We start from the raw sequence: 22,938 nt of genomic DNA, 5'->3' as shown, positions 1-22,938 counted from the left end.
CACAGTGTTGCACCAAGGATATCCGCTACAATCGGGGCTAAACCGCTCCTCCTTTAATCGCTCATACGTAGATATCACGTATATTACAATTTTAAGCCAAGGACAACGCAATGCTCGTTACTTTCGTCTCTCAATGTGAGAAAAAAGCTTTAAAGCGTACTCGTCGCATATTGGATGCCTTTGCCAATCGCATAGGCGATAATGTCTGGCAAACGGCGATTACCGAAGATGGCTTGGCGACGGTCAAGCAACTGCTTAGAGCGTCTGCAACCAAGTCAACGGCAGTAAGTTGTCATCGGATACGTACTCGTAAAAAAACAGAGTTGGTTTGGATCGTAGGTAATCGGCGGAAATTTAATGAGGTGGGGATTGTGGCAGTAAATAGTACCAAACGTAATATCCTACATAGTGAATGGGAAAACGATTGGACGTATGCCAGCAGTATTCAAATAATTGCCACCATTGCCGCACTATTGCATGACATTGGCAAATCTACCATTGGTTTTCAAAATAAATTATTAAAAGGTAGTAAATCTGGCGACCCCTATCGTCATGAATGGATATCGCTAAAATTATTCGAGTTAATGGTGCAAGATTGCGAAACGGATAGCGACTGGCTAAATCGCTTGATGAATTTACCAGAATGGTTTAATAATCATGATATCGAAAAGCAATTACTATCTATAAACCCCGATTCCTCTATAGTCTGCAAGATGCCACCATTAGCACAATGGGTAGCTTGGCTGATCGTTACCCATCATCGACTACCTCCACTTGATAGCGTTTATTATTCTCCAAAAAATATTGAACGATTTAAAGGCGCGAAACGTAAAGTAGATATTGAAACCGATCTCAATAAATTTTATACCCAACTAAAACCTATAAATTATTGGGTAAAAAACCCTAAGTCTTTTGAAGATCCAAAAGAAGGAGGCATGACCCGAAAGCAGTTAGAGGACTTTTGGCAATTCGACAACTTAGTCATCCACAGCCCTGTTTGGCAAAAGACAATCAAACGCTGGTCTAAAAAAGCACTTAACGACACCACTTTAATGGCATTAGCTGAGTATCGGTATCAAAACAACCAACCTATTAGCAATCCTATTTTATTACATTTATCACGTCTATGTTTAATGGTAGGCGATCATAACTACTCTAGTCTAAAAACAGATGACAAACGCTGTCTTAGCATTAATAGCACGTTTAAACATCTTGCCGCCAATACTGACCGCACTTCTAACACTCCTACCGTCAAGCAATCATTAGAAGAGCACTTGTTAGGCGTTGGCTCATTTACCGCTCATTTTGCCCGCATTATGCCCATTATTGCTAGCGAGATGCCCCGTTTAAAGAATCACGATCCGCTCGCCAAACCTACAGGTCACAAGCGTTTTAAATGGCAAAATACCGCCTTTAAGATGGCGTATGAGCTTGCCGACACCACCAAAGAGCATGGATTTTTTGGGGTAAATATGGCATCAACTGGCGCAGGTAAAACTATCGGTAATGCTCGAATTATGTATGCCCTCGCTGACCAGAAAAAGGGGGCTCGCTTTACTATTGCGCTAGGATTACGGGTGCTGACTCTACAAACAGGATTAAGCTTTCGTAAAAACTTAAAGCTTAAGGGGGACAACCTTGCCATTTTAGTGGGTGGCTCAGCACATAAAAAACTGTTTGAGATGAATTATGATAGCGAAACAAAACAAGCCACTGCTATAAACGCTGAACTTGACACTCGTTATGACTCTCAAACCTTTGGTAGTGAGTCTAGTGAGGAGTTGATAGATGAAATAGTCGACAGCGACATCGATTATCAAGATTATAATGACTTAAACCTTGGTACTGTCATTGCCAGTCCCAAAGCCCGTGATTTGCTGTTTGCACCCATCGTCACTTGTACCGTTGACCATATTATTCAGGCCAGTGAGTGTAAACGGGGCGGTAAACATATCGCGCCCCTACTTAGACTGTTAAGTAGTGACTTAATACTAGATGAGCCAGACGACTTTGATCAAGCTGACCTGCCAGCACTAAGCCGTTTGATGCACTTAGCAGGGCTGATGGGCACAAGAGTCTTATTATCTTCTGCCACTTTGACACCAGACATGGTAACAGGCTTATTTGAAGCCTACTTAACAGGACGACAGTTATTTAATCACAGTCAAAATAAACCGACCCCTCAAGTCGTCTGCGCTTGGTTTGATGAAAATGAAAAATCAATTACTTCACAGCAATGTGCAGATATCACAAGTTTTTATAAGGTTCATAGTGCCTTTAGTGAAAAACGAGCCACTTACTTAGCGAGCCAACCTGTACGGCGTAAAGCTGAGATTTTGCCTTTACACTTAACTTACAGCAGAGATAAAGAAGATAAGTTTTTCTGCGAATTGGCTCAATCCTTAGTAGATGGTGCCATTAAACTTCATTCAGAGCATCATAATATAAACCCAGATATCCAAAATCATAAATCCAGCCAGAAAGTTAGCATTGGATTGGTTCGAATTGCTAATGTAAATAACATTACTTCTGTCGCTAAACAGCTACTTTTAGCAAATAAATCGCAATCAAACGGTGTTCAAGTTCTTGACGATACTGTCATCCATGTAACCTGTTATCACGCCAAGCAACTATTATTACTGCGTAATAGCTTAGAGAATAAGCTTGACCGTATCCTAGACCGTACTGATGAATCGGTTACTATTTTTGATCATCCTGAAATTAGACAAGCTATTACACAAAACCCTGCAATAAACCATATTTTTATGGTACTTGCTACGCCCGTTGCAGAGGTAGGGCGAGATCATGATTACGATTGGGCAATTGTTGAGCCTTCTTCCATGCGTTCTATTATCCAATTGGCAGGGCGAGTATGGCGACATCGTCCTGACAAAGTCGCTACCACGCCCAATATTTTGTTAATGCAATATAACTTACGCTATTTCAAACGCTACAACGATAAATCATTGGTATTCACACGTCCAGGTTTTGAGACGACTGATATTCGCCCTAAAGGTTATAACTTAGAAGATTTAATCACGGCTGAGCAACTCGCTCATGTTGATGCTCGACCTCGTATCGTCGTATCTCATGACAGGACCAAAATAGCTGACAAAGCTAATTTAAGTAATAAAGAGGTTGAAACGTTAAGTGAGCTTGAACATCAAGTGATGCGGTCGTTGTTAAATAGTCCTGAGCTTAACTACGTCAATGCCTACTGGGATGGTGAAGCCAATTCGCATCGTGTGCACACCCACTTACAACAAATCACGCCATTTAGAGCGGGTACACCGCAAGACGATTGGTTACTGATTCCAAGAATGGTCAATGACAATGAAGAGACAAGTATTCCGAGTGAGGGATTAGATGCGTACCTGAGTGAAGATGTATTTGATAAAGGATTAAAGTATGCCAGTCCACATAATAAAGAGGTACAGTTTAGTGACTTTGAGTTTACGCACCCCTCTATAAAACCTTGGCTAATGACAAGTCTTGAGAAAGAGTTAGAACAGTTACATGACAAACAGCCTGATAAAAGCCTGCGCTCGCTAGCGATTACTTATTCGTCTGTATCACTGGATAGAAATACGCTGAATAATAACCGAGGATGGGCGTTTCATCCCTTTTTTGGATTTATGCGGTTGTAGGGTTTATTAAACGAACAGACATTAAATTAAAAAGCACGGTGTTAACCGTGCTCTATCTTAAAAATTAAATAAAAGAACATTAACTGTTCTTTTGTATATATTGGTTTAACCTATCATTTAAGCGTGGGTCATAACTTTCCATAACTACTCTTAAAGCAGCAGGTTTAGTATCACGAGGAGGCTTTTTTGAGACTAAAACCAACTGCTTCGGTTTTAATTCAGAAGATTTTTGATTACTTATTACAGCATCATATCTAGGATTAGTTGATTTATTAGTATTCATAATAATACTCCATGTAAGAAAACTAAGAATAAGAAGAATAAAAAAATACAGAAGTATATAAATCCATATTTGATTGAGCCCCAAGCATCCTCTAAAGATGAGTAACTGCTATTTGACTCTTTAGCATTCTCCCAAATCGCTTCTTGATACGTTTTATATGCCGTAAAATATAGATAATTTACATTTTTACTATCATCATAGGTTATATCTTCAAACGTATTATCTGGTTCAAGTTCTAACTTCGAAACTTTACGACTTTTAAGATGAATAAACAGTCTAAACCAGGCAGTAATTAAAAAATAAAATAAAAACATTAAAGCAAAAATAGAAATCAATTGAAGAAATAGGTTTGCTATTGAAAAATAATTCCAAAAGATAGGACGAGTTAGTAAGGCTAAGATTAAAGTAATAACGATATTTAAAACAGTAAATAACTTCGTAACTTTATCTTCAATTGCTTTTGAACGATTTATTTCAGTTTTATATTCATGAAAAGTTATGTCATAAAGTACTTTAAATTTTTCTAACTCATCTTCCATGTTAAACGTATCCAGAATTTTACCTAAAATAGCCTATAAAACTGAGTTTGAGCTACTTTAATCTCACTACTTATTAAGCCACCTATGCGGTGGGAAAATTTAAATCAATAGGATTTAAAACATTTTCTAAGCTATCTAAGCGATAGTTATTTTTCACATTGTAGCTTATCGAACTTTTATTAAATTAATAATATTTAAAACATGGTTGAATATTATCAACCTATATGATTTAATAGATAAGTTACTAAATATTATATAACTTATCTATTTATATTATCTTATAATTTTGATGGAATTAATTATGGAAAATATACCCCCAGAACTGGCAGAAAATGCCGTTCAAGCATTTTTAAACAGTTTATACGAAAAAAAAACCGAAAAAGAGCAAAAACAATTAGCTAAAGCCATTGAAGACAATGACATCAAAAAAATCAGCCAACTTAAAGAAGCGTTATCGGTTGCGAAAGAAAAATATAGTAAAGCGTCTTGGCTAACAGATGCATCAGAGCGAATGGCTAAACAGCTTAATTTTGGCACTCATATTTCTAAAGGCATTCATCCTGATGCTAAAGGTGATAATGTTAGCTTTACGCATTCTACCTACTTATCTAAGACGCTTGTCGGCACGCATTCAATAAATAGTAGCTATATTGATGCTAACGGCAATGCAGCCGCCCTGCCCCTAGCCACTTTCTTTGATTTTGACGTTGATAACGATACTAAAATTCGAGACTTAATTTTGACTGACAATAATGACTTTATTAGGTCGCTAGATGACGATGAGGATACAGCTAAAAGCTACCACTTAGCATTCAAGAATGCGCTTCAAAATGTCATTACTGAACCTGCTACTCATGAGCGCAACAAACAAACCTTATGGGCATTAAATGCTTATAGTTCTGATAGCATTGACGACATCGATTATATCAATATCATTCCGCTCTACCCCTCTGTGCTTACTTATGAGGTATATCAACGTATTAATCATCTAAAATTTTCAGATGAAAACAAATTAGCAAGAGACAACCGCTTCAAAAAAACTGCCGAGCAAATGCCGTATGTCAGTTTAAATAATTTAGCGACCGTTCAATTGGGAGGTACAAAACCGCAAAATGTTAGCTTATTAATGAGCAAACAAGGCGGACGTAACTATCTATTACCTTCGCTACCTCCTCAAATAAGTTTCACTGACCACACATTTAAACCTTCTAAGTTTGCCAAAAGTATATTCTCCATATCCCTTGCTAATAAGGTTGGCCCTATTTTGCAAGATGTGTATAAGGTGGTAGAAAGCAAAACTAATCCTTATACCGTTCGAGATGCTCGTAAAAAAGCGATGGATGAAATTTTAAATCGCTTGTTTGAATATGCCGGTTATATGCGTAACGAACTAGTAGCGGGCTGGACTATTGATTATGCCCTTGATGATGTTGAAGCGTTTTGGCTTGATCCTAAACGTGCAGATTTGCCTGAGCAAGAAGAATGGAAGGCAAAACGTGAAGACCCTGATAATGAATGGCAGAAAGAAATCATCCATAGGTTTGCACGATGGATTAACGCTTTATTGCAAGCCAAATTTGATGATATACGCACAGACTTTGCCGATCCCGAACATAATGAGTGGGAGCGTGAGATTGAAGCTATGAGAAGTGCCTACGAGCGAGCAGGAAAAGGAGTATTTTTATGAGTTTACCGCCATTTGATATGCCAACTCAGCCCTCTCGCCTTACAACGGGCATATACAATAGCCACCAAAATAAATCGCCTATTGGCTACTTATTGTTTAAAAAGGTGGTCATTGAAGGCGCTAATGCCATATCTAGTCCAATTACCTATGGCTTTCCAGCCATTACAGGATTTTTGGGAAGCTTTCATGCCATGTCTCGTAAAATGGCAAGCTTTGAAGGGTTAACTGAGGTGTCTTTAGGCGGTGTACTACTCGCTTGTTATGAATGCACACCGCATACCTACCGTGACAAACCCTATAGCAACTACACTTTTAACCAAACTCGCAATCCTATTAAAAAGGACGGCAAAACGGCATCGATTATTGAAGAGGGTAAATGCCGACTGGTCATGAGCTTTGTGGTTGAAGTGCTAGCTGACAGCCGACTGTCTGAAATGACCACTCAATTATTAACCAAGCAAAGCAAGCAATGGATTCAGCAACAGCGTATGGCTGGCGGTAGTGTGCATGGTATTGACCGTTTTAACCCAGTTCAATTTATTGACTATGAGGATATTGATACCCTCGTTCCGCATCTATTACCTGCCTTTGTACTGATGGATGCTCAAAAGGAATTCGCCGACGTTATCGACGAGGTTCAAAGCGACAACCCTGATACAACGCCACTTGATGCGCTTATTGATATTTGTACACTGCATCATATACCTGAAATTAAAAAAAATGGTGAGACCAAGTGGCAAACCACTTCTCGTAAAACTAATAGAGGCTGGTTAGTGCCTATGCCAATTGGCTATCAAGGGATTTCAGAGGTTTATGAAGCTGGCGTTATGCAAAATGTGCGTAATCCTGAATATCCTAGCCAATATGTTGAAGCTATTTATAGCCTCGGGAAATGGGTATATCCACAGCGGTTGGGCGGTGCATCTAGCGAGTATGATATTGCTAATGCGTTTTGGCGTTATCATTATGATGCCGATCAAAATTTGTACTTAGTTACTCAAGACGCTGACATTTAACTTTCACCCTGTACTTTTAATCATCCAATAAATAATCACAGAACCAAATAAACCCTTTAACTTTAAATCATCATAAACGGAGAACTATCATGAGTAAATTAACAACTGCAAGCGTATTGGCCTTTGAGCGCAACCTTGACACCTCAGATGCTTTCTTTTCGCAAACTAACAGTCAAAAAGACAGTAAGCCACAACCTGTCGTCATAAGAGAAAAATCGGTACGAGGCACTATTAGCAACCGTCTAAAAAACGCGATTGCTAATGATCCTACTAAGTTAGATGCAGAAATAGAAAAAGCCAATTTACAAAAGGTAGACTCTGCAGCCTTAAATGAAGACTGCGACACATTAGTCGTCACTTGGAGCTGTAAAGTATTGCCATTTACGGGCAAGCCTTCTGTGTGTAACGACCAAGACTATCAACAAGCATTACAATCTACCGTCAAAAGTTATCTTGATACGCAAGGTGTCAGTGAATTGGCTCGCCGTTATGCTACTAATATCGCAAACGCTCGTTGGTTATGGCGTAACCGTGTAGGTGCTGAAAGCATTACCGTTAAGGTAAGCTGTCAGGTTGACGACACCGAACATAGCTTTGAATTTGATGCTAAATCACTATCGCTAAAAAACTTCGATAATCAAAACGATGATATTAATAAACTAGCAGAACTTATTGAGCAAGGTCTAAATGGCGATACATTTATTATTTTATATATTAAAGCTTTTGCAAAAATGGGCTATGGTCAAGAAGTATACCCTTCTCAGGAACTTGTATTAGATACAGGTAAAACTAAATCAAAAGAGTTGTATCAAGTCAATGGTAAAGCAGGAATGCACTCACAAAAGATTGGTAACGCCATTCGCACCATTGACACTTGGTATCCCGCTTACTCGGATAACGAGTTCCCTATTGCTATCGAACCGTATGGTGCTGTTACTACGTTGGGTACAGCTTTCCGTCAACCTAAAGCAAAAATGGACTTCTATAGCCTATTTGATAGTTGGGTCTTAAAGGGTGAAGCCCCAGACGTAGAACAACAACATTATGTTATCGGCATTTTAATTCGTGGTGGCGTGTTTGGCGCTAGTGGTAAGGAGTAAGGAATGACAAACCTTACCCATTATCAAGAACTGACTATCCTACCCGACCCCGAAATAACCAGCTACTTTGTTTGGAGCAAGCTATTTACCCAATTGCACATTGCCTTAGCAGATGTCAAAAATACGCATGGCATTGATAGCATTGGTATAAGCTTTCCTGATTATTACTTTGATAGTAAAAATGGTAAATCGTCTAAACTGGGAAGCAAACTGCGGGTGTTTGCACCCAGTCAGGATGTGTTAGAAAAACTTGACCTTAACAAATGGTTAGAGCGACTGACGGACTATGTACATATCAAAAGCATTAAAGAAATTCCTAAAGACAAAGATATGAAATATATCTGTGTGCATCGCTACCGCTTCAAACCGGTTGAGGTGCAAGCAAAGTCACTGGCTGAAAAGTTAGGGATTAGCTTGGAGCAAGCGATGGAGACTGTTGCCAAACGCAAACCTGAATTAAAGCTACCCTTCATTAGGATGTATAGTGAAAGCAATAAAACACACTATCCGTTGAAAATCTTTCAGCAACCTAGTGAGGAAGAAATAATAGGTAGTTTTAATGCGTATGGCATGAACGGGATGGAGGGTAAAGTGACCGTACCACACTGGAATAGTTAGCAATAAATTGGTAATGACGAATTACCCAAAAATTGGGCGTAAAAACCCTTTTTTTGAACTATTTAAAAACTTGTAATTAAATCAAACAGTTATAGCAGGAGTAAAAATAGAGGGTAAAAATAGGGTTTTTGCCCTCTAAGCTTTGGTATAACTACTTTTTTTGAGGTATAATTCCTCTTTCACACCGCATAGGTGGCTTAGAAAATCTAGTTACTCCAATATGGCTATAAAGTTTACTTTCACACCGCATAGGTGGCTTAGAAAACTTAAAAATCAGTGTGCCGTTAGGTTTTAAGCTTTCACACCGCATAGGTGGCTTAGAAAATACCGTGAGCCGTATCAAACCCAAATACCCACTTTCACACCGCATAGGTGGCTTAGAAATAGCAACTACGTTTGTCGCAGAATTGCTGGACCTTTCACACCGCATAGGTGGCTTAGAAATCAAATTTATGCCTAACTACACCGGTGTTTGGCTTTCACACCGCATAGGTGGCTTAGAAAAGTGACGGTGAGAGTTGCCGTCTTAAGACTCCCTTTCACACCGCATAGGTGGCTTAGAAACTAAAAACGTTTGACATTCTAATAATGTTGGACTTTCACACCGCATAGGTGGCTTAGAAAAGATGCGGATTGCCACCATCGCCACGCTTTTTCTTTCACACCGCATAGGTGGCTTAGAAATTTATAACCAGCCTTTAAACTCACGTGGCACACTTTCACACCGCATAGGTGGCTTAGAAAGCCAGATATCGCTATTAATCGGCAGTATAAGTCTTTCACACCGCATAGGTGGCTTAGAAAAAAAGTCAGTTGCTAAAAAAGCGCCTGAGAACCTTTCACACCGCATAGGTGGCTTAGAAAACCATCAAGACGGGTTTGATAGCTCTAGATAACTTTCACACCGCATAGGTGGCTTAGAAAAAATTAGTGATAGCTGTAAACAATGACTTTATCTTTCACACCGCATAGGTGGCTTAGAAATTTTGGTAGCAATAAATGCACAAGTAACACCACTTTCACACCGCATAGGTGGCTTAGAAATTAGACCGTCTAGCCCTTTAGTTTCAATCTTGTCTTTCACACCGCATAGGTGGCTTAGAAATGCAACGGCAGCAGCCATGGCAACAGGTGCAACTTTCACACCGCATAGGTGGCTTAGAAAGAGAGCACGAGATATATTCGGTGTTACAGAAACTTTCACACCGCATAGGTGGCTTAGAAATGCACCCGTTCCAGTATCAGAACCTGCACCCGCTTTCACACCGCATAGGTGGCTTAGAAAATCCGAGCTGGAAAAGGGAACGTCGCAAACTACTTTCACACCGCATAGGTGGCTTAGAAATGATAAATCAGCGGCTGATTTTGATGTCGATTCTTTCACACCGCATAGGTGGCTTAGAAAAGCCAGAATTTGCGTAAGAAGTAGAGCTACTACTTTCACACCGCATAGGTGGCTTAGAAATGTTAAATCTGCGTTCGATAGATTTGCACCTGCTTTCACACCGCATAGGTGGCTTAGAAATATCTATTTCACGTAATAACCACTCAATAACTCTTTCACACCGCATAGGTGGCTTAGAAAGAGTTGAGTATCAGCAGCGGTCATATCAAGTTCTTTCACACCGCATAGGTGGCTTAGAAACAACCGCACCAATTGACTTCAAACGTTTCACTGCTTTCACACCGCATAGGTGGCTTAGAAAAATGGTTGCACCTTGAAACTCATTGGCACTGTCTTTCACACCGCATAGGTGGCTTAGAAAATTGCGGCGATTAGCGACCAGAACCCGAAGCGCTTTCACACCGCATAGGTGGCTTAGAAATAAAGGTTGGTGTATTTGTAGTCAGGGTAATCCTTTCACACCGCATAGGTGGCTTAGAAAAACATCGATTTAACAAGTGCAAATCTATCGAACTTTCACACCGCATAGGTGGCTTAGAAATTAACGCCATTTTTTAGCGTGTTAACCATTTCCTTTCACACCGCATAGGTGGCTTAGAAATTTCATACCTGCTTTTAGTAATTGCATTTGCTCTTTCACACCGCATAGGTGGCTTAGAAAAAGTCGTTGCGTTGTTCCTTTACTGTGTCGTCCTTTCACACCGCATAGGTGGCTTAGAAAATGCAGGTAGACACTATAGTTGCCTGAACAATCTTTCACACCGCATAGGTGGCTTAGAAAATGTCCAACTTATCAAACCCTCCTTCCGTTTGCTTTCACACCGCATAGGTGGCTTAGAAATGCAAAGAATGTGGAGAAGTTTTTGTTGACAGCTTTCACACCGCATAGGTGGCTTAGAAAAATAACACAGCGTACGCAAATTTAACAGATGCCTTTCACACCGCATAGGTGGCTTAGAAAGCCGAAAAACAACGCCATAAAACTGGGGTTTTTCTTTCACACCGCATAGGTGGCTTAGAAATAGTGACGCTTGCTGTATCCGCTGAATAAGCACTTGCCCACCGCATAGGTGGCTTAGAAAGTTGCCGCTTTTAAGCGTGATATTGCGACTACCTTTCACACCGCAAAGGTGGTTTATGAGCAGCGTTAAAAAATTGCACTGCAATTTTAGCTGCGCAAGAGAAAATCCCTTAAAGGGGATTTTCTGAGAGTTATGCTTACGTAATGAGTTTTAAAAGATATACCACCGCACAGGTGGCTTAGAAAATCTTTACCACCGTGATAATTGTCTGGCTTATCTTGCCCACCGCACAGGTGGCTTAGAAACTGGCGGGATGTTATCATCCCACCAGACACACCTTAATTACCGCAAAAGTGACCTAGAAGTTAATAGTTAATCTATTATCGAGATTAAGAAATTTCACTGCCACATAAGTAGCTTTGAAAACTAAAGACTGACTTCAAAACACATAATGAAACTTAGCAATATGGAGAGTGGAATCACTTTAGAAAACTATTGGGAGAATATTTTTATGGGTTATAGAAATCAAGCTACAACAGCTAATCCAGTGGGTGAGTGGATTAGGAAATATCGTAAGGAACATGATATGAGTATGACTGAATTACAGAAAGCATTCGATAAGGAGGGTACATTGGGTGTGCCAATTTCACGGATTGAAACTACCGAGTCGCCAATAACCAAGATTGTATCACAACCTTTACTAGAGTATTTTGATTACAACCTCGATCTACTCGATGCGTTTAAAATCCACAATTGTCAAGCACTTAGTAAAACACATGTTATTTATAAATATAAAAATAATTAAGGGCGTTATTTCAATGAGTTATAGGGCCATATTTATTACATTTATAGTAGTTGTTTTAGCTTTTATATATTTTAATTAGCACTCAAAGAATGAAAATTCTCAACTGCCATATAGGTAGCTAAGGAAAAATCAATTAAGTTATTTGGTCTTTGTAATGACTTACTCACAGTACAGGACGGCTTAGAAATTTTAAAAAGGGTAGGTATGTATTAGTCACAACTTTCACACCGCATAGGTGGCTTAGAAAACTCTATTAGCTCTGGTGTAAAAATCTCTAACCTTTCACACCGCATAGGTGGCTTAGAAATACTCCTAATCTCTGTTTTTGATAAACAATCTCTTTCACACCGCATAGGTGGCTTAGAAATTAGCAAGACTGCCATTTTTATTTAAACGAACCTTTCACACCGCATAGGTGGCTTAGAAAAGAGCGTGCTAAAACGTACAGACAAGCGAATGCTTTCACACCGCATAGGTGGCTTAGAAAATTAGCGCCAATATAGACACTGCACGGCTCATCTTTCACACCGCATAGGTGGCTTAGAAATAATTGTTTTATATCTTTTTCTGTAATTTTAGCTTTCACACCGCATAGGTGGCTTAGAAATTTAAGTTTGGCATTTTCTTTAGTTAATTTAGCTTTCACACCGCATAGGTGGCTTAGAAATGCATCTTGCCTTTTTATACCCCCTAAATCAGCTTTCACACCGCATAGGTGGCTTATGAGCGGCGTTAAAAAATTGCACTGCAATTTTAGCTGCGCAAGAGAAAATCCCTTAAAGGGGATTTTCTGAGAGTTATACTTACGTAATGAGTTTTAAAACATATACCACCGTATAGGTGGCTTATGAGCAGCGTTAAAAAATTGCACTGCAATTTTAGCTGCGCAAGAGAAAATCCCTTAAAGGGGATTTTCTGAGAGTTATGCTTACGTAATGAGTTTTAAAACATATACCACCGCATAGGTGGCTTATGAGCAGCGTTAAAAAATTGCACTGCAATTTTAGCTGCGCAAGAGAAAATCGCTTAAAGGGGGATTTTCTGAGAGTTATGCTTACGTAATGAGTTTTAAAAGATATATCATTACATAGGTAGCTTATGACAATAACTAGAAATCTCTATCGACACGGGGCTTCTGATGCATTCAATTTCTAACGGTAATTACCCTGTTTTTTAGGTTAGGCGCTAAGCGTTAGAATGAGACTAAGGGTCAGTCATTGAAACGATGGCTACCTTGAGAAGCTGTTTAGCCCTGATTGCAGTGGATATCCTGCTTACATAAACGAGTTGCGAGGCTTAAGTTTGGCGGAGCTACGTAATGCAAGAGATACGCCAAGCTGTAGGCCTCGCCTCGTTTCTGTAAGTAGATAGTAACGTAAAGCAGGATTGGCTACCGCTGATTTTTATGATGTGGATTGTGAACGTGGCGTTATTTAAGGGCTACTCCCGAGAGACTTTTTTGAAAAAATCATCTAAACTGATAGGGCTTAAATGGAATTAACCAAATGGAGAATATTATGGAAGATATTTTTGCTTCAACAGTCACGCCAGCAGGCTATAGCGATGTGGAATGGAAGGCAAGAGTCGAGTTAGCACTGTGCTATAGAATGGTCGATTATTATGGATGGACCACTCAAGTTTATAATCATATCTCCTATAAAATTCCGGGTACCGAGCACCTCTTAATCAACGCTTTCGGCTTATTGTACAGTGAGATTAAACCGTCAAATTTGGTCAAGATAGATCTTGAGGGTAATAAGGTGGATGACTCACCTTATCCGATTAATCAGGCAGGTAATGTGATTCATACCGCTATCCACAAAGGCCGATCTGATTTAAACTGTGTCATGCATACGCATAATGTCGATGTTCAAGCGGTGAGTGCGTTGAAGTGTGGTTTTATACCGTTGTTTCAAGAGGCATTTATCTTTTACGAGCGCGTGGGTTATCACGAATTTGAGGGGGTTGTTTTAGATACTGATGAGCAGAAAAGACTGCTTGATTCAATGGGTCCAACCAACCACACGTTAATGCTTAACAATCACGGTGTGATTACCGCAGGCCCCGATGTTGCCTGCACGTTTAGCCGCATGTATCAATTTATCCAAGGGTGTCAGGTTCAGCTTAAAGCGATGGCATCTGGTGGCGAGTTACACATTGCCAGTGAAGAGGCTATGAGACATACAAGAGGTCAGTTTGAAGACGGCGCAGCTCAGGCAGGCGCACAAGTTAGACTTCCTGAATGGCCCGCTTATTATCGTTTAATGAAAAGGCTTGACCCGAGTTGGGATACCTAGATGATAACTTGGTCTCTATGCCTGATCATTTATCATAAATACTGATAGATTTATCACTAGATTTTAACGGCGACAAGTAATAATCTAAGAGATAGATTCTAAAAAATGCAAGGTCCTAAAAAACACTCATCTCACTAATCGTACGTTCACGCCGTACGCTTAACCAAGGATGTTAGCGCCTGTACTGCAAAGTTTGTACAGTAAAAACAGTCGGGATTGTCTGTTTTATTATGGTCTTTTTCAGGAAACGAGATAGCCCATCACAAAAAGGATTTTACGATGAAAAAAGCCCTGCCTATTGGCATTGCCTTATCTACGCTCCTCAGCTTTACGGGGTGTTCGCCATCAAATGACCAAGCAAATAAGCGAGCAAAACAACAAGCAGACTCTAAGACCGCTAACGACACCGCTATAGATCCAGTTGTTCTGCGCTTTTCACACTTCTGGCCCGCTTCTAGTGCTATGCATGTCAAACTATTTGAGCCGTGGGCTAATAAAGTAGCCGAAGAATCAAATGGTAACATTCAAGTTGAGATATACCCTTCTGCCGCACTAAGTAAACCAAACGCTACCTATGATGCTACTGCAAAAGGCATTATTGACATAGGGTTACAGGTGCAAGGGTATGCCAGTGGACGATTCCCTTTAACTCAAATCGCCGAACTTCCGGGATTGTCAAATACAGCCACACAATTAAATTGTATCTTGCAAACTTTGTATGACAATGGCGATATATCTCGTGAATATGAAGATACGCACCCACTATTCATGATGGGAGCAGGCCCCGGTGTGTTTCGCACTATTGATAAACCCATTCGTAAGCTAGAAGATATGGCAGGAATGCGCATACGTCGCCCATCGGCAATAGCGGGTAATATTATAGAAGCAGCGGGAGGCACGCCTGTGGGTCTACCCGCCCCTGATCTGTATACTTCTTTGCAACGGGGGGTTATTGATGGGTTAAGCTTTCCATGGGATGCCACTAGTGCCTTTAGATTAAACGAGCTGGTTAATACGCACATCAATATGCCTTTATAGAGTTCTGCTATTGTAGTGACCATGAATAAAGACAAATACAACAGCTTGCCGGATGAACTGAAAACAGTGATTGATAATAACTCTGGCGAGATGATGTCTTCATTAGCAGGCAGCATTTTTGATGAAGAAGATGCTAAGGGTAAGGCTGAGGCGAAAGCCAATAGCGATACGATAATTAATATCCCAGATCCACTAAGCGACCCTGCTTGGAAGGATTTATTAGAAACGGAAATTCAAAAGTATATCGATGACAGTGAAAAACAAGGACTGGCCGCACAAGCGGTTTATGAGAAAGCGAAAGAAGCCAGTGTCGCTTGCAAATCTTAAACCACAATCAAAGCTTAAACAGACGTGCGGCAAACAGATTCCATCGATAAAAGTGCTCAATAGCTTTGATGCACCCCGTTATTAAAATCGACTTAAAGGACTAAGAAAATGATTAATAGTGTTCACCCAACCGGACTTTTTGATAATAGCGCAAAAGAGTACAAATACATTACGGCGGTTCCTTTAGCAGCCGCTATGGGCGCTGAGATACGCGACGTAGACTTAAGTAACGTAACCGATGAGGTCATGAGTGAAATTGAAGACGCTCTTTATAGACACAAAATGATCTTTTTTAGAGACCAACATATCTCTTTTACCGATCACGAAAACCTAATTCTTAAGTTAGGCGAGTTTGGTACAGATGCCTATACTAAAGGGGTGGAAGGACATCCCAATATTCAGCCGTTAATCAAAGAAGCCGATGTGAAAATTAAAAGTGTCTTTGGCACTGGCTGGCATATTGATTCGTCCTTCTTAGAGCGCCCTCCCTCTATTGCTATCAATTATGGAGTTGATATTCCTCCGTATGGTGGCGATACCATGTTTGCTAATTCAGTACTGGCTTATAAAGCATTAAGCCCTACTATGAAAAAGATGATTGAACCACTTAAGGTATGGATGAGTGGTCGTACGGTATTATCCAATATGCAAAAAGAAAAAAAGGCTCAACAAACGGGTAAGGTTGAGTCGATTGGTAACATTGATCTCAAATTAGACACCGAACAAATGCTAACCGGTTATTACCACCCTCTAGTACGGACGCATCCCGTTTCTGGCGAGAAATCTTTATTTATTGATAAGATTTATACCTCCGGTATCGAGGGTATGACTGAAGATGAATCTCGCCCGCTGCTTAATTTTTTAGCAGATTTTGCCACTCAAGAGTCTTTTACCTGTCGTTTACGCTGGGAAAACAACACCGTTATTATGTGGGATAATCGCCTCTGTGTGCATCAAGCCTTTAATGACTATGATGGATACCGACGTGAAATGTACCGTGCGATTGTGATGGGCGAAAAACCATCCTAAAATACGACGGGTAATAACAACTCTATAGTCAAAGAAGTCTAAAATAGTTACAAGGCAACCGAGTGCAAGTACTACTGGAGTAGGCTTAACGAGGTTAACGCCGTAACCGTTTAGTAGTTCGCTGACTATATTAAGTGGACAATCTGTAAGGAGACACTCATGACATCATCTCAAGTGAAAGCCCAAGTAAACGCCGACTATAGCGATGCCATTACCGCCCTTAAAGAGGCCTTTGGCAACAAGATTAGCGTCAATCAAACCGTGCGCGACCAGCACGCTCATACAATGACATGGCTCACGCCTCAAGCGCCTGATGCTGTCTTGACCGTACATAATAAAGAGGACGTCGCTAAAGCAGTGGCGTTATGTAATGAATACAAAATGCCGGTGATTGCTTTTGGGGTTGGCTCTTCGCTTGAGGGTCAGTTAAACGCACCTTATGGTGGCTTATCTATCGATATGAGCGCCATGAATGAGATATTAGAGGTGCATAGTGAAGATTTAACCGTAACCGTACAGCCTGGTGTGACCCGTGAGCAGCTCAATCACTACCTACGTGATACCGGATTGTTTTTCCCTATTGATCCTGGTGCTAACTCAAGTATCGGCGGTATGGTTGCCACGCGTGCATCTGGTACCAACGCTGTGCGTTACGGTACAATGAAAGATGTGGTGTTGGCGCTTGAGGTGGTAACGGCTGATGGTCAAATTATTCGTACAGGTACTCGGGCTAAAAAGTCTTCGGCAGGCTATGATTTGACCCGATTAATCATTGGTTCTGAGGGCACACTGGGCATTGTGACAGAAATTACCCTTAAGCTATTTGGTATCAGCGAATGTGTAGCCAGCGGGCTTTGTCACTTTCCAACCATTGAAGATGCGTGTCAGGCAACGATGCTGACCATCCAAATGTGCCTTCCTATTGCCCGAATTGAGCTGCTTGATGCATTGCAAGTGAAAGCGTGCAATCAATATGACAATCTTAATCTGCCCGAGCTACCTACTTTATTTGTTGAGTTTCATGGCACTGAGTCTAGTGTGCAAGAACAAGCCCAAACGTTTGCAGAAATTATTGAGGAGTTTGGCGGTACAGACTTTAAATGGGACACTGATGAAACCGAACGCAGAAAGCTATGGAAAGCGCGCCATAATGCTTATCATGCAGGCAGTGCATTGAAACCTAGCAGCAAGGCTCTCTCAACGGATGCCTGCGTGCCCATTTCTCGATTGGCAGAGTGTGTTAGCGAAACGGCCAAAGATGTCGAAGCAAATAATATGATTGGCCCTATTGTGGGTCACGTTGGTGATGGTAACTTCCATGTATTATTACTGGTTGATACCCATAACCCTGAAGAAGTTAAAACCGCTGAGGGCATCATTGGCCGCTTGGCGATGCGAGCTATTGAAATGGGAGGTACCTGTACCGGTGAGCACGGTATTGGTCAAGGCAAACAAAAATACATGCAACAAGAGCACGGCAATTCAATCGCCATCATGCAGGCCATTAAACAAGCTTTAGATCCTAAAAATATTTTAAATCCGGGTAAGATTTGGCCTCAGCCAACACCTGATTACTGTCAGTAGTTCAATGTAGTCGATATCTTTTTGGGTTTAGTGTTTGTCTTATCGTCTTATTTAGCTTTCGGTTTATGGTAAGTAATATTTAAGTAAGTAATATTTAAGTAAGTAGTATTTAAGTAAGTAGTATTTAAGTAAGTAACATTTAAGTATGTAACATTTAAAATCCCATTTAACTTATTACTTAAAGTACTTGTACTAAGGGCTCTACGGTCAATTTGAAAAAGATAAACTCAGTGCCTCGTTTATCCTACTAAAATGCGGTAGAGCTTTTTATTATGACATTTAAATTTCATTAAGCCGAGAACGATACATACCTCTTTATATAAACCTTTCTCATTACCAACTGCCCCTTCATTCTCGGTTCTAAAACTTCATAGCAATTTTAATATGATGTGTTAACCTTAATAACTAAATTAGGCTGTTAATTTGCCGAAAATTATATTTGTGAATTAGCCAACTGAAAACTTTGTTTTATTTAAGGAGCCATTTATGAAAGGCAGTCAAACCGTTATTGATTATTTAAACTTTTTGTTGAGCGGTGAACTCGCTGCTCGTGACCAATATTTCATTCATTCTGAAATGTACGCTGAATGGCAATATGGCAAGCTTTTTGACCGTATTCATCATGAAATGCATGATGAAACCATGCATGCTCAAGCTATCATACGCCGTATTTTGATGCTTGATGGTAAGCCAGATATGACCGTGGGCAAATTAAACATTGGCAATACTGTACCCGCAATGCTGCAATCTGACCTAGAGCTTGAATACTCTGTACGTCAGCATCTTAAAGATGGCATTGCTCTTTGTGAAAAAGAGCACGATTATGTCACACGCGACATGCTGGTTGCTCAATTGGAAGATACTGAAGAAGATCATGCACATTGGTTAGAGCAGCAATTACGTTTAATCGATATGATTGGCTTACCAAATTATTTACAAAGTCAGATGGGAGAACCCTCAGATTCTAATAATGGTAATGCTTAATTGAGTATTACCATAGATACTATTATTTAATTAGAAGTTATTTAATTAGAAGTTATTTAATTAGAAGTTATTTAATTAGAAATGATCTAATTAGAAATGATTTAATTAGAATTAGGGAGCCAATATGCAAGTTGATAAAGAAGTTATTAGAGTTTTAAATCGTGTTTTGGGTCAATCGCTCATTGCAATCAATCAGTACTTTTTACATGCTCGTATTGCCAAAAACTGGGGTATAGAGGAGTTAAACGAAAAGTTTTACAAACAATCTATCTCTGAGATGAAATGGTCTGATAAAATTATTGAACGTATTTTGTTGTTAGAAGGCCTACCTAACTTACAAGATTATGGAAAGATTTTAATTGGCGAAGATGTCGCTGAGATGATTGAGTGCGATATTAAGCTTGAAAATAATAAGTTTGATATTTTAAAAGATGCCATCAATGTATGCGAAGAAAAGCAAGATTATGTATCACGTAAACTGCTATTGGAACTTAAAGATGGCAATGAAGACTATATTGATTGGTTAGATACTCAAAATGATTTAATCAAGGATATGGGCATTGAAAACTATATTCAGGCTCACATTGACGATTAGTAATTTAATTAATACTAAGTAAGTACTACTAAATAAGTTAAGTCGTGGTTCGCCTTAAGTTAAAAATAAAAAAAATCTCACAAATCTTATATTGGTTTGTGAGATTTTTTATGGCATCAAGCTGAGTTTTACATAGGGTCATTTAAATACAATTTGGTAATGCACGCTGTCACAGAAAATACAATTGTATTGTTTAATGCAAATAGGATTGAATATGGGCTAATATATAATTTAAGGCTACTCGATTTAACAATATTCGATTTAGCAATATTAGATTTAACTAATATAAAGTTTGAATGAGGTTTAAACTGCGTAAGCGAGCTCATTGACCAAATTAATATCAACCCTATCAGCATGATGCGCTTCAAGTAAATCGTTTACCATGGGTTCACAGCATCCACAACAAGTAGCCACATCAAGAGTATCTTTGAGCGCTGCCATTGTATCAACTCCAGAGGCCATAGCCGCTTTGATTTGGCGGTCTTTTACATCGTTACATATACAGACTATCATTTAAATATCCTTACCTAAACTTTAGACTAAAAAACGACTCTTCAATAAAACGGTTCATTAAATTGATCGAATGCTTGACTAACTCATTATCATAAAGGCATCTTTATAATAACGAGAATTATTACTATTTACAATACCTTTTATTATTAATTTTAGTGCTCACGTTACAGCCGCACATAGATAACATATAACAAATAGGCCTTAAGTGATGTTTAGTAATAGCATTTAATCTATTGTGTACAAGCAGTGCTCGCTTCTTGCGCTTTTTTATACACAGTTTGCGCATCCATACCTAAACCCCCAGCATCATCTAAGTATTGTTGAGTGGCCTTACCCAACAAGTCTTTCCAATCTGGTCATTTAAAGGATCAGGTATATTAATGATAGTATCGCCTTTGGCTTTGGATTCAACGATTACCTGCAATATCAGAAGGGCGACGTAAACGCAATCCTTTCCTATAGTCAAAGAAGTCTAAAATGGTTACAAGGCAACCGAGTGCAAGTACTACTGGAGTAGGCTTAACGAGGTTAACGCCGTAACCGTTTAGTAGTTCGCTGACTATATCTGGAGGTGTGCGAACTTCTCTTACAACATCAAACATTGGGGAAAACATCTACTTGCATTCCTAGATGCGAGGGCATAGAAAAAACGCATGTTATTGGCAACTCTTTTGGTGGTTCTCTTACCCTTGCTACGGCAGCACGCTTTCCAGAACGTTTCAATAAAATCTGTTTAATGGGCACCCCTTGTGACAAATTTATAATGACGCTAGGCTTACGTGCGGGCTGGGACTATACGCCATCACGTGAAAACATGCGCAAAGCTATGTCGCACTTCCCCTACTCTCAAGACATCATTACCGATGAACTCGTAGAAGAGCGCTATCAAACTAGCTTGATACCGGGCGCACAAGAAGGCCTTAGAAAATTACTCGTGAAGCCAAATGAGCAAGGTAACACCCCACTTTCCGGTATGCCTGAACATGTTGTCGCTAAAATTGAGCATCCAACAATTGTGATTCATGGTCGTGAAGATAAAGTGGTGCCAACAGAAATGGGACTAAAACTCGGTCGCTCTATGCCAAATGCTGATCTGCATGTTTTATCAAACTGTGGTCACTGGGTTATGGCTGAAAGACCAAAAGAATTTATTAAGCTAGTCATCCATCACTTTTCTTAATAGTTTTAACACCAAATCATTTAGCAACATAAGGCAGTCATACTATGTTCCACGTTTGCAAACTAGATGAGCTAGAAATCGGCGAAGCAATCAAACTAGATGGTTTTCAACCTCCCATTGCGGTTATTCGTGGCGAAAGTGGCGAAGTATATGCCATTGACGACACTTGTACCCATGCTGAAGCCTCATTTTGCGAGGGTTTTGTTGAAGGTGATACTGTTGAATGCCCCCTGCACATGTCTGTGTTTTGTCTTAAAACGGGTGCACCAGAAAATCCACCAGCCATAAAAGCCGTCAATACCTATGATGCACGAACCATTGAGGTATTAGAAACGTGGCTAAATAAAATCGAATCTGATTTAAAAGGTACTAAATTTGAAGGCATGTGGGCTATTAATATGATTGTCCACAAAAGCTATGACCGCTTTGAAGGAGAACTAAAACTTGTTGAACGCTATAGGCCAAAGTTTGTGGTTACCGCTTTAGATGTACAGCAATCAAGTGGCTCTGTTCAAAATGTGGCCATTTTTGAAAGATATGACCCCTAGTTTGGTTAGCTGGCTACCTTGGAGTCATACGTTTGGTGGGAACGTTTGCGTTAATATCACGCTGTTTAATGGTGGCACCATGACTATTGATGATGGCAAACCCATTCCTAGCTTGATTGGCCGAACCATCGAGAATATCAACCTGATTGAACCTAATCTTCACTTTAATGTACCCGCTGGTCTTGAGGCTCTTCTCGCTCAATTTGAAAATGACCACAGGTCAGCTCGTATTTTCTTCTCTTCAATTAAAGTTATCTTTGTTGCCGGTGCTGCCTTACCAGAGAAGACCAGAAATAGATTTGCTGAGCTTTCCCATGAGCTTGTCGGTTCAAGCCCAAAACTTCTTGTAGGTTGGGGTTCAACTGAGACAGAACTACACAGCTGGACACTCGTTCCAAGCCAAGCATCCGACGAAATTAAAGACAAGTGGCGTCTAGGATCAATGCGCACCTTCTCGCCCAGTGGTATTTTAGAGATGGATGATGGCGAAAACTGGGAGCACGCCACTATTGGTAATGCAGGTTATATTACCCGCAATCAAAAATTATGTTACGCCATGAACCCAACTAAGGGCGAAGCCATACCCCTTGATTTACCAGGTACAGTAACCAAAGGTCAGCTAAATGATGCTAACCAACGGTTATTCTTTAAACGCTATGCTGAATTTATGGACGCCGAAAGCTGGGCAGACATTTCATTAGACAAATCACACTATTAATGA

General features: G+C 39.9%; 20 protein-coding genes and 2 CRISPR repeat arrays. Of the genes, 16 read left to right on the top strand and 4 right to left on the bottom strand.

What is annotated here, in order from left to right; all coding sequences use genetic code 11:
• Nucleotides 1–110 precede the first annotated feature (110 nt).
• On the top strand, nucleotides 111–3,647 hold the full coding sequence (gene cas3f / locus AC2SLL_RS00180; RefSeq protein ID WP_486529658.1) for a type I-F CRISPR-associated helicase Cas3f: 3,537 nt from the start codon (nucleotides 111–113) through the stop codon (nucleotides 3,645–3,647).
• A 79-nt stretch (nucleotides 3,648–3,726) separates the two neighbouring features.
• Here cas3f and AC2SLL_RS00175 read toward each other — a convergent pair whose 3' ends face one another.
• Nucleotides 3,727–3,930: a hypothetical protein gene (locus AC2SLL_RS00175; protein ID WP_486529657.1), complete on the bottom strand. Its 204-nt coding sequence runs from the start codon at nucleotides 3,928–3,930 to the stop codon at nucleotides 3,727–3,729.
• Nucleotides 3,927–4,469 carry a hypothetical protein gene (locus AC2SLL_RS00170; protein WP_486529656.1) on the bottom strand — a complete coding sequence of 181 codons (543 nt, stop codon included), beginning with the start codon at nucleotides 4,467–4,469 and terminating at the stop codon, nucleotides 3,927–3,929. Before AC2SLL_RS00170 ends, AC2SLL_RS00175 begins: the two co-directional genes overlap by 4 nt.
• Before the next feature lie 301 nt (nucleotides 4,470–4,770).
• Here AC2SLL_RS00170 and csy1 point away from each other — a divergent pair, with 301 nt between their 5' ends.
• The 12 genes from csy1 to bfr (AC2SLL_RS00110) all read left to right on the top strand — a co-directional run bounded on the left by csy1 (nucleotide 4,771) and on the right by bfr (AC2SLL_RS00110) (nucleotide 19,976).
• A complete protein-coding gene (gene csy1, locus AC2SLL_RS00165; protein ID WP_486529655.1) occupies nucleotides 4,771–6,156 on the top strand; it encodes a type I-F CRISPR-associated protein Csy1 in 1,386 nt (461 codons plus the stop codon).
• Entirely contained in the window at nucleotides 6,153–7,172 is a 1,020-nt protein-coding gene (gene csy2 / locus AC2SLL_RS00160) for a type I-F CRISPR-associated protein Csy2 (RefSeq protein WP_486529654.1), read from the top strand. Before csy1 ends, csy2 begins: the two co-directional genes overlap by 4 nt.
• An 89-nt stretch (nucleotides 7,173–7,261) precedes the next feature.
• Nucleotides 7,262–8,272 carry a type I-F CRISPR-associated protein Csy3 gene (gene csy3 / locus AC2SLL_RS00155; protein ID WP_486529653.1) on the top strand — a complete coding sequence of 337 codons (1,011 nt, stop codon included), beginning with the start codon at nucleotides 7,262–7,264 and terminating at the stop codon, nucleotides 8,270–8,272.
• A gap of 3 nt (nucleotides 8,273–8,275) precedes the next feature.
• A complete protein-coding gene (gene cas6f / locus AC2SLL_RS00150; protein WP_486529652.1) occupies nucleotides 8,276–8,890 on the top strand; it encodes a type I-F CRISPR-associated endoribonuclease Cas6/Csy4 in 615 nt (204 codons plus the stop codon).
• A gap of 176 nt (nucleotides 8,891–9,066) precedes the next feature.
• A CRISPR array of direct repeats spans nucleotides 9,067–11,437; the repeat unit is 28 nt; unit sequence CTTTCACACCGCATAGGTGGCTTAGAAA.
• A 466-nt stretch (nucleotides 11,438–11,903) separates the two neighbouring features.
• Nucleotides 11,904–12,122 (top strand): hypothetical protein, encoded by a 219-nt coding sequence (locus tag AC2SLL_RS00145; RefSeq protein ID WP_486529651.1) that lies wholly within the window; start codon nucleotides 11,904–11,906, stop codon nucleotides 12,120–12,122.
• Nucleotides 12,123–12,340: 218 nt separating this feature from the next.
• Nucleotides 12,341–12,849: direct repeats of the CRISPR family, unit length 28 nt; unit sequence CTTTCACACCGCATAGGTGGCTTAGAAA.
• Between the two features lie 790 nt (nucleotides 12,850–13,639).
• Nucleotides 13,640–14,419, top strand: a complete 780-nt coding sequence (locus tag AC2SLL_RS00140) for a class II aldolase/adducin family protein (protein ID WP_486529650.1) — start codon at nucleotides 13,640–13,642, stop codon at nucleotides 14,417–14,419.
• Between the two features lie 279 nt (nucleotides 14,420–14,698).
• Nucleotides 14,699–15,457: a TRAP transporter substrate-binding protein gene (locus tag AC2SLL_RS00135; RefSeq protein ID WP_486529649.1), complete on the top strand. Its 759-nt coding sequence runs from the start codon at nucleotides 14,699–14,701 to the stop codon at nucleotides 15,455–15,457.
• A 21-nt stretch (nucleotides 15,458–15,478) separates the two neighbouring features.
• A complete protein-coding gene (locus AC2SLL_RS00130; protein ID WP_486529648.1) occupies nucleotides 15,479–15,784 on the top strand; it encodes a hypothetical protein in 306 nt (101 codons plus the stop codon).
• Nucleotides 15,785–15,892: 108 nt separating this feature from the next.
• Nucleotides 15,893–16,813 (top strand): TauD/TfdA dioxygenase family protein, encoded by a 921-nt coding sequence (locus AC2SLL_RS00125; RefSeq protein WP_486529647.1) that lies wholly within the window; start codon nucleotides 15,893–15,895, stop codon nucleotides 16,811–16,813.
• A 159-nt stretch (nucleotides 16,814–16,972) separates the two neighbouring features.
• Complete coding sequence (locus tag AC2SLL_RS00120; protein WP_486529646.1) at nucleotides 16,973–18,397, top strand: FAD-binding oxidoreductase; 1,425 nt, start codon at nucleotides 16,973–16,975, stop codon at nucleotides 18,395–18,397.
• 486 nt (nucleotides 18,398–18,883) lie between these two features.
• Nucleotides 18,884–19,381 (top strand): bacterioferritin, encoded by a 498-nt coding sequence (gene bfr / locus AC2SLL_RS00115; protein WP_486529645.1) that lies wholly within the window; start codon nucleotides 18,884–18,886, stop codon nucleotides 19,379–19,381.
• A 124-nt stretch (nucleotides 19,382–19,505) separates the two neighbouring features.
• A complete protein-coding gene (gene bfr / locus AC2SLL_RS00110) occupies nucleotides 19,506–19,976 on the top strand; it encodes a bacterioferritin (protein WP_486529644.1) in 471 nt (156 codons plus the stop codon).
• 303 nt (nucleotides 19,977–20,279) lie between these two features.
• On the opposite strand, the gene AC2SLL_RS00105 is transcribed toward bfr (AC2SLL_RS00110), so the two are convergent.
• The gene (locus tag AC2SLL_RS00105; protein ID WP_486529643.1) at nucleotides 20,280–20,489 is read right to left on the bottom strand and encodes a (2Fe-2S)-binding protein; all 210 of its coding nucleotides are present in this window, start codon (nucleotides 20,487–20,489) and stop codon (nucleotides 20,280–20,282) included.
• 407 nt (nucleotides 20,490–20,896) lie between these two features.
• Nucleotides 20,897–21,103 carry a hypothetical protein gene (locus AC2SLL_RS00100; protein WP_486529642.1) on the bottom strand — a complete coding sequence of 69 codons (207 nt, stop codon included), beginning with the start codon at nucleotides 21,101–21,103 and terminating at the stop codon, nucleotides 20,897–20,899.
• Between AC2SLL_RS00100 and AC2SLL_RS00095 the strand changes: the two genes are divergently transcribed.
• The 3 genes from AC2SLL_RS00095 to AC2SLL_RS00085 are packed head-to-tail and all read left to right on the top strand — an operon-like array spanning nucleotide 21,091 to nucleotide 22,935.
• The gene (locus AC2SLL_RS00095; protein WP_486529641.1) at nucleotides 21,091–21,669 is read left to right on the top strand and encodes an alpha/beta fold hydrolase; all 579 of its coding nucleotides are present in this window, start codon (nucleotides 21,091–21,093) and stop codon (nucleotides 21,667–21,669) included. The two genes, AC2SLL_RS00100 and AC2SLL_RS00095, sit on opposite strands and share 13 nt — an antisense overlap.
• A 44-nt stretch (nucleotides 21,670–21,713) precedes the next feature.
• Nucleotides 21,714–22,217, top strand: a complete 504-nt coding sequence (locus tag AC2SLL_RS00090; RefSeq protein ID WP_486529640.1) for a non-heme iron oxygenase ferredoxin subunit — start codon at nucleotides 21,714–21,716, stop codon at nucleotides 22,215–22,217.
• On the top strand, nucleotides 22,207–22,935 hold the full coding sequence (locus tag AC2SLL_RS00085) for an AMP-binding protein (protein ID WP_486529898.1): 729 nt from the start codon (nucleotides 22,207–22,209) through the stop codon (nucleotides 22,933–22,935). Before AC2SLL_RS00090 ends, AC2SLL_RS00085 begins: the two co-directional genes overlap by 11 nt.
• Nucleotides 22,936–22,938: the final 3 nt, after the last annotated feature.

Source organism: Psychrobacter sp. CX97 (genome assembly GCF_057396285.1).
This window is presented reverse-complemented; position numbering and strand designations above follow the sequence as displayed.

Bases quoted from the DNA above. Each gene is read 5' to 3' on its own strand.
- cas3f (WP_486529658.1), top strand. From the start codon at position 111: ATGCTCGTTACTTTCGTCTCTCAATGTGAGAAAAAAGCTTTAAAGCGT.
- AC2SLL_RS00175 (WP_486529657.1), bottom strand. From the start codon at position 3,930: ATGAATACTAATAAATCAACTAATCCTAGATATGATGCTGTAATAAGT.
- AC2SLL_RS00170 (WP_486529656.1), bottom strand. From the start codon at position 4,469: ATGGAAGATGAGTTAGAAAAATTTAAAGTACTTTATGACATAACTTTT.
- csy1 (WP_486529655.1), top strand. From the start codon at position 4,771: ATGGAAAATATACCCCCAGAACTGGCAGAAAATGCCGTTCAAGCATTT.
- csy2 (WP_486529654.1), top strand. From the start codon at position 6,153: ATGAGTTTACCGCCATTTGATATGCCAACTCAGCCCTCTCGCCTTACA.
- csy3 (WP_486529653.1), top strand. From the start codon at position 7,262: ATGAGTAAATTAACAACTGCAAGCGTATTGGCCTTTGAGCGCAACCTT.
- cas6f (WP_486529652.1), top strand. From the start codon at position 8,276: ATGACAAACCTTACCCATTATCAAGAACTGACTATCCTACCCGACCCC.
- AC2SLL_RS00145 (WP_486529651.1), top strand. From the start codon at position 11,904: ATGAGTATGACTGAATTACAGAAAGCATTCGATAAGGAGGGTACATTG.
- AC2SLL_RS00140 (WP_486529650.1), top strand. From the start codon at position 13,640: ATGGAAGATATTTTTGCTTCAACAGTCACGCCAGCAGGCTATAGCGAT.
- AC2SLL_RS00135 (WP_486529649.1), top strand. From the start codon at position 14,699: ATGAAAAAAGCCCTGCCTATTGGCATTGCCTTATCTACGCTCCTCAGC.
- AC2SLL_RS00130 (WP_486529648.1), top strand. From the start codon at position 15,479: ATGAATAAAGACAAATACAACAGCTTGCCGGATGAACTGAAAACAGTG.
- AC2SLL_RS00125 (WP_486529647.1), top strand. From the start codon at position 15,893: ATGATTAATAGTGTTCACCCAACCGGACTTTTTGATAATAGCGCAAAA.
- AC2SLL_RS00120 (WP_486529646.1), top strand. From the start codon at position 16,973: ATGACATCATCTCAAGTGAAAGCCCAAGTAAACGCCGACTATAGCGAT.
- bfr (WP_486529645.1), top strand. From the start codon at position 18,884: ATGAAAGGCAGTCAAACCGTTATTGATTATTTAAACTTTTTGTTGAGC.
- bfr (WP_486529644.1), top strand. From the start codon at position 19,506: ATGCAAGTTGATAAAGAAGTTATTAGAGTTTTAAATCGTGTTTTGGGT.
- AC2SLL_RS00105 (WP_486529643.1), bottom strand. From the start codon at position 20,489: ATGATAGTCTGTATATGTAACGATGTAAAAGACCGCCAAATCAAAGCG.
- AC2SLL_RS00100 (WP_486529642.1), bottom strand. From the start codon at position 21,103: ATGTTTTCCCCAATGTTTGATGTTGTAAGAGAAGTTCGCACACCTCCA.
- AC2SLL_RS00090 (WP_486529640.1), top strand. From the start codon at position 21,714: ATGTTCCACGTTTGCAAACTAGATGAGCTAGAAATCGGCGAAGCAATC.
- AC2SLL_RS00085 (WP_486529898.1), top strand. From the start codon at position 22,207: ATGACCCCTAGTTTGGTTAGCTGGCTACCTTGGAGTCATACGTTTGGT.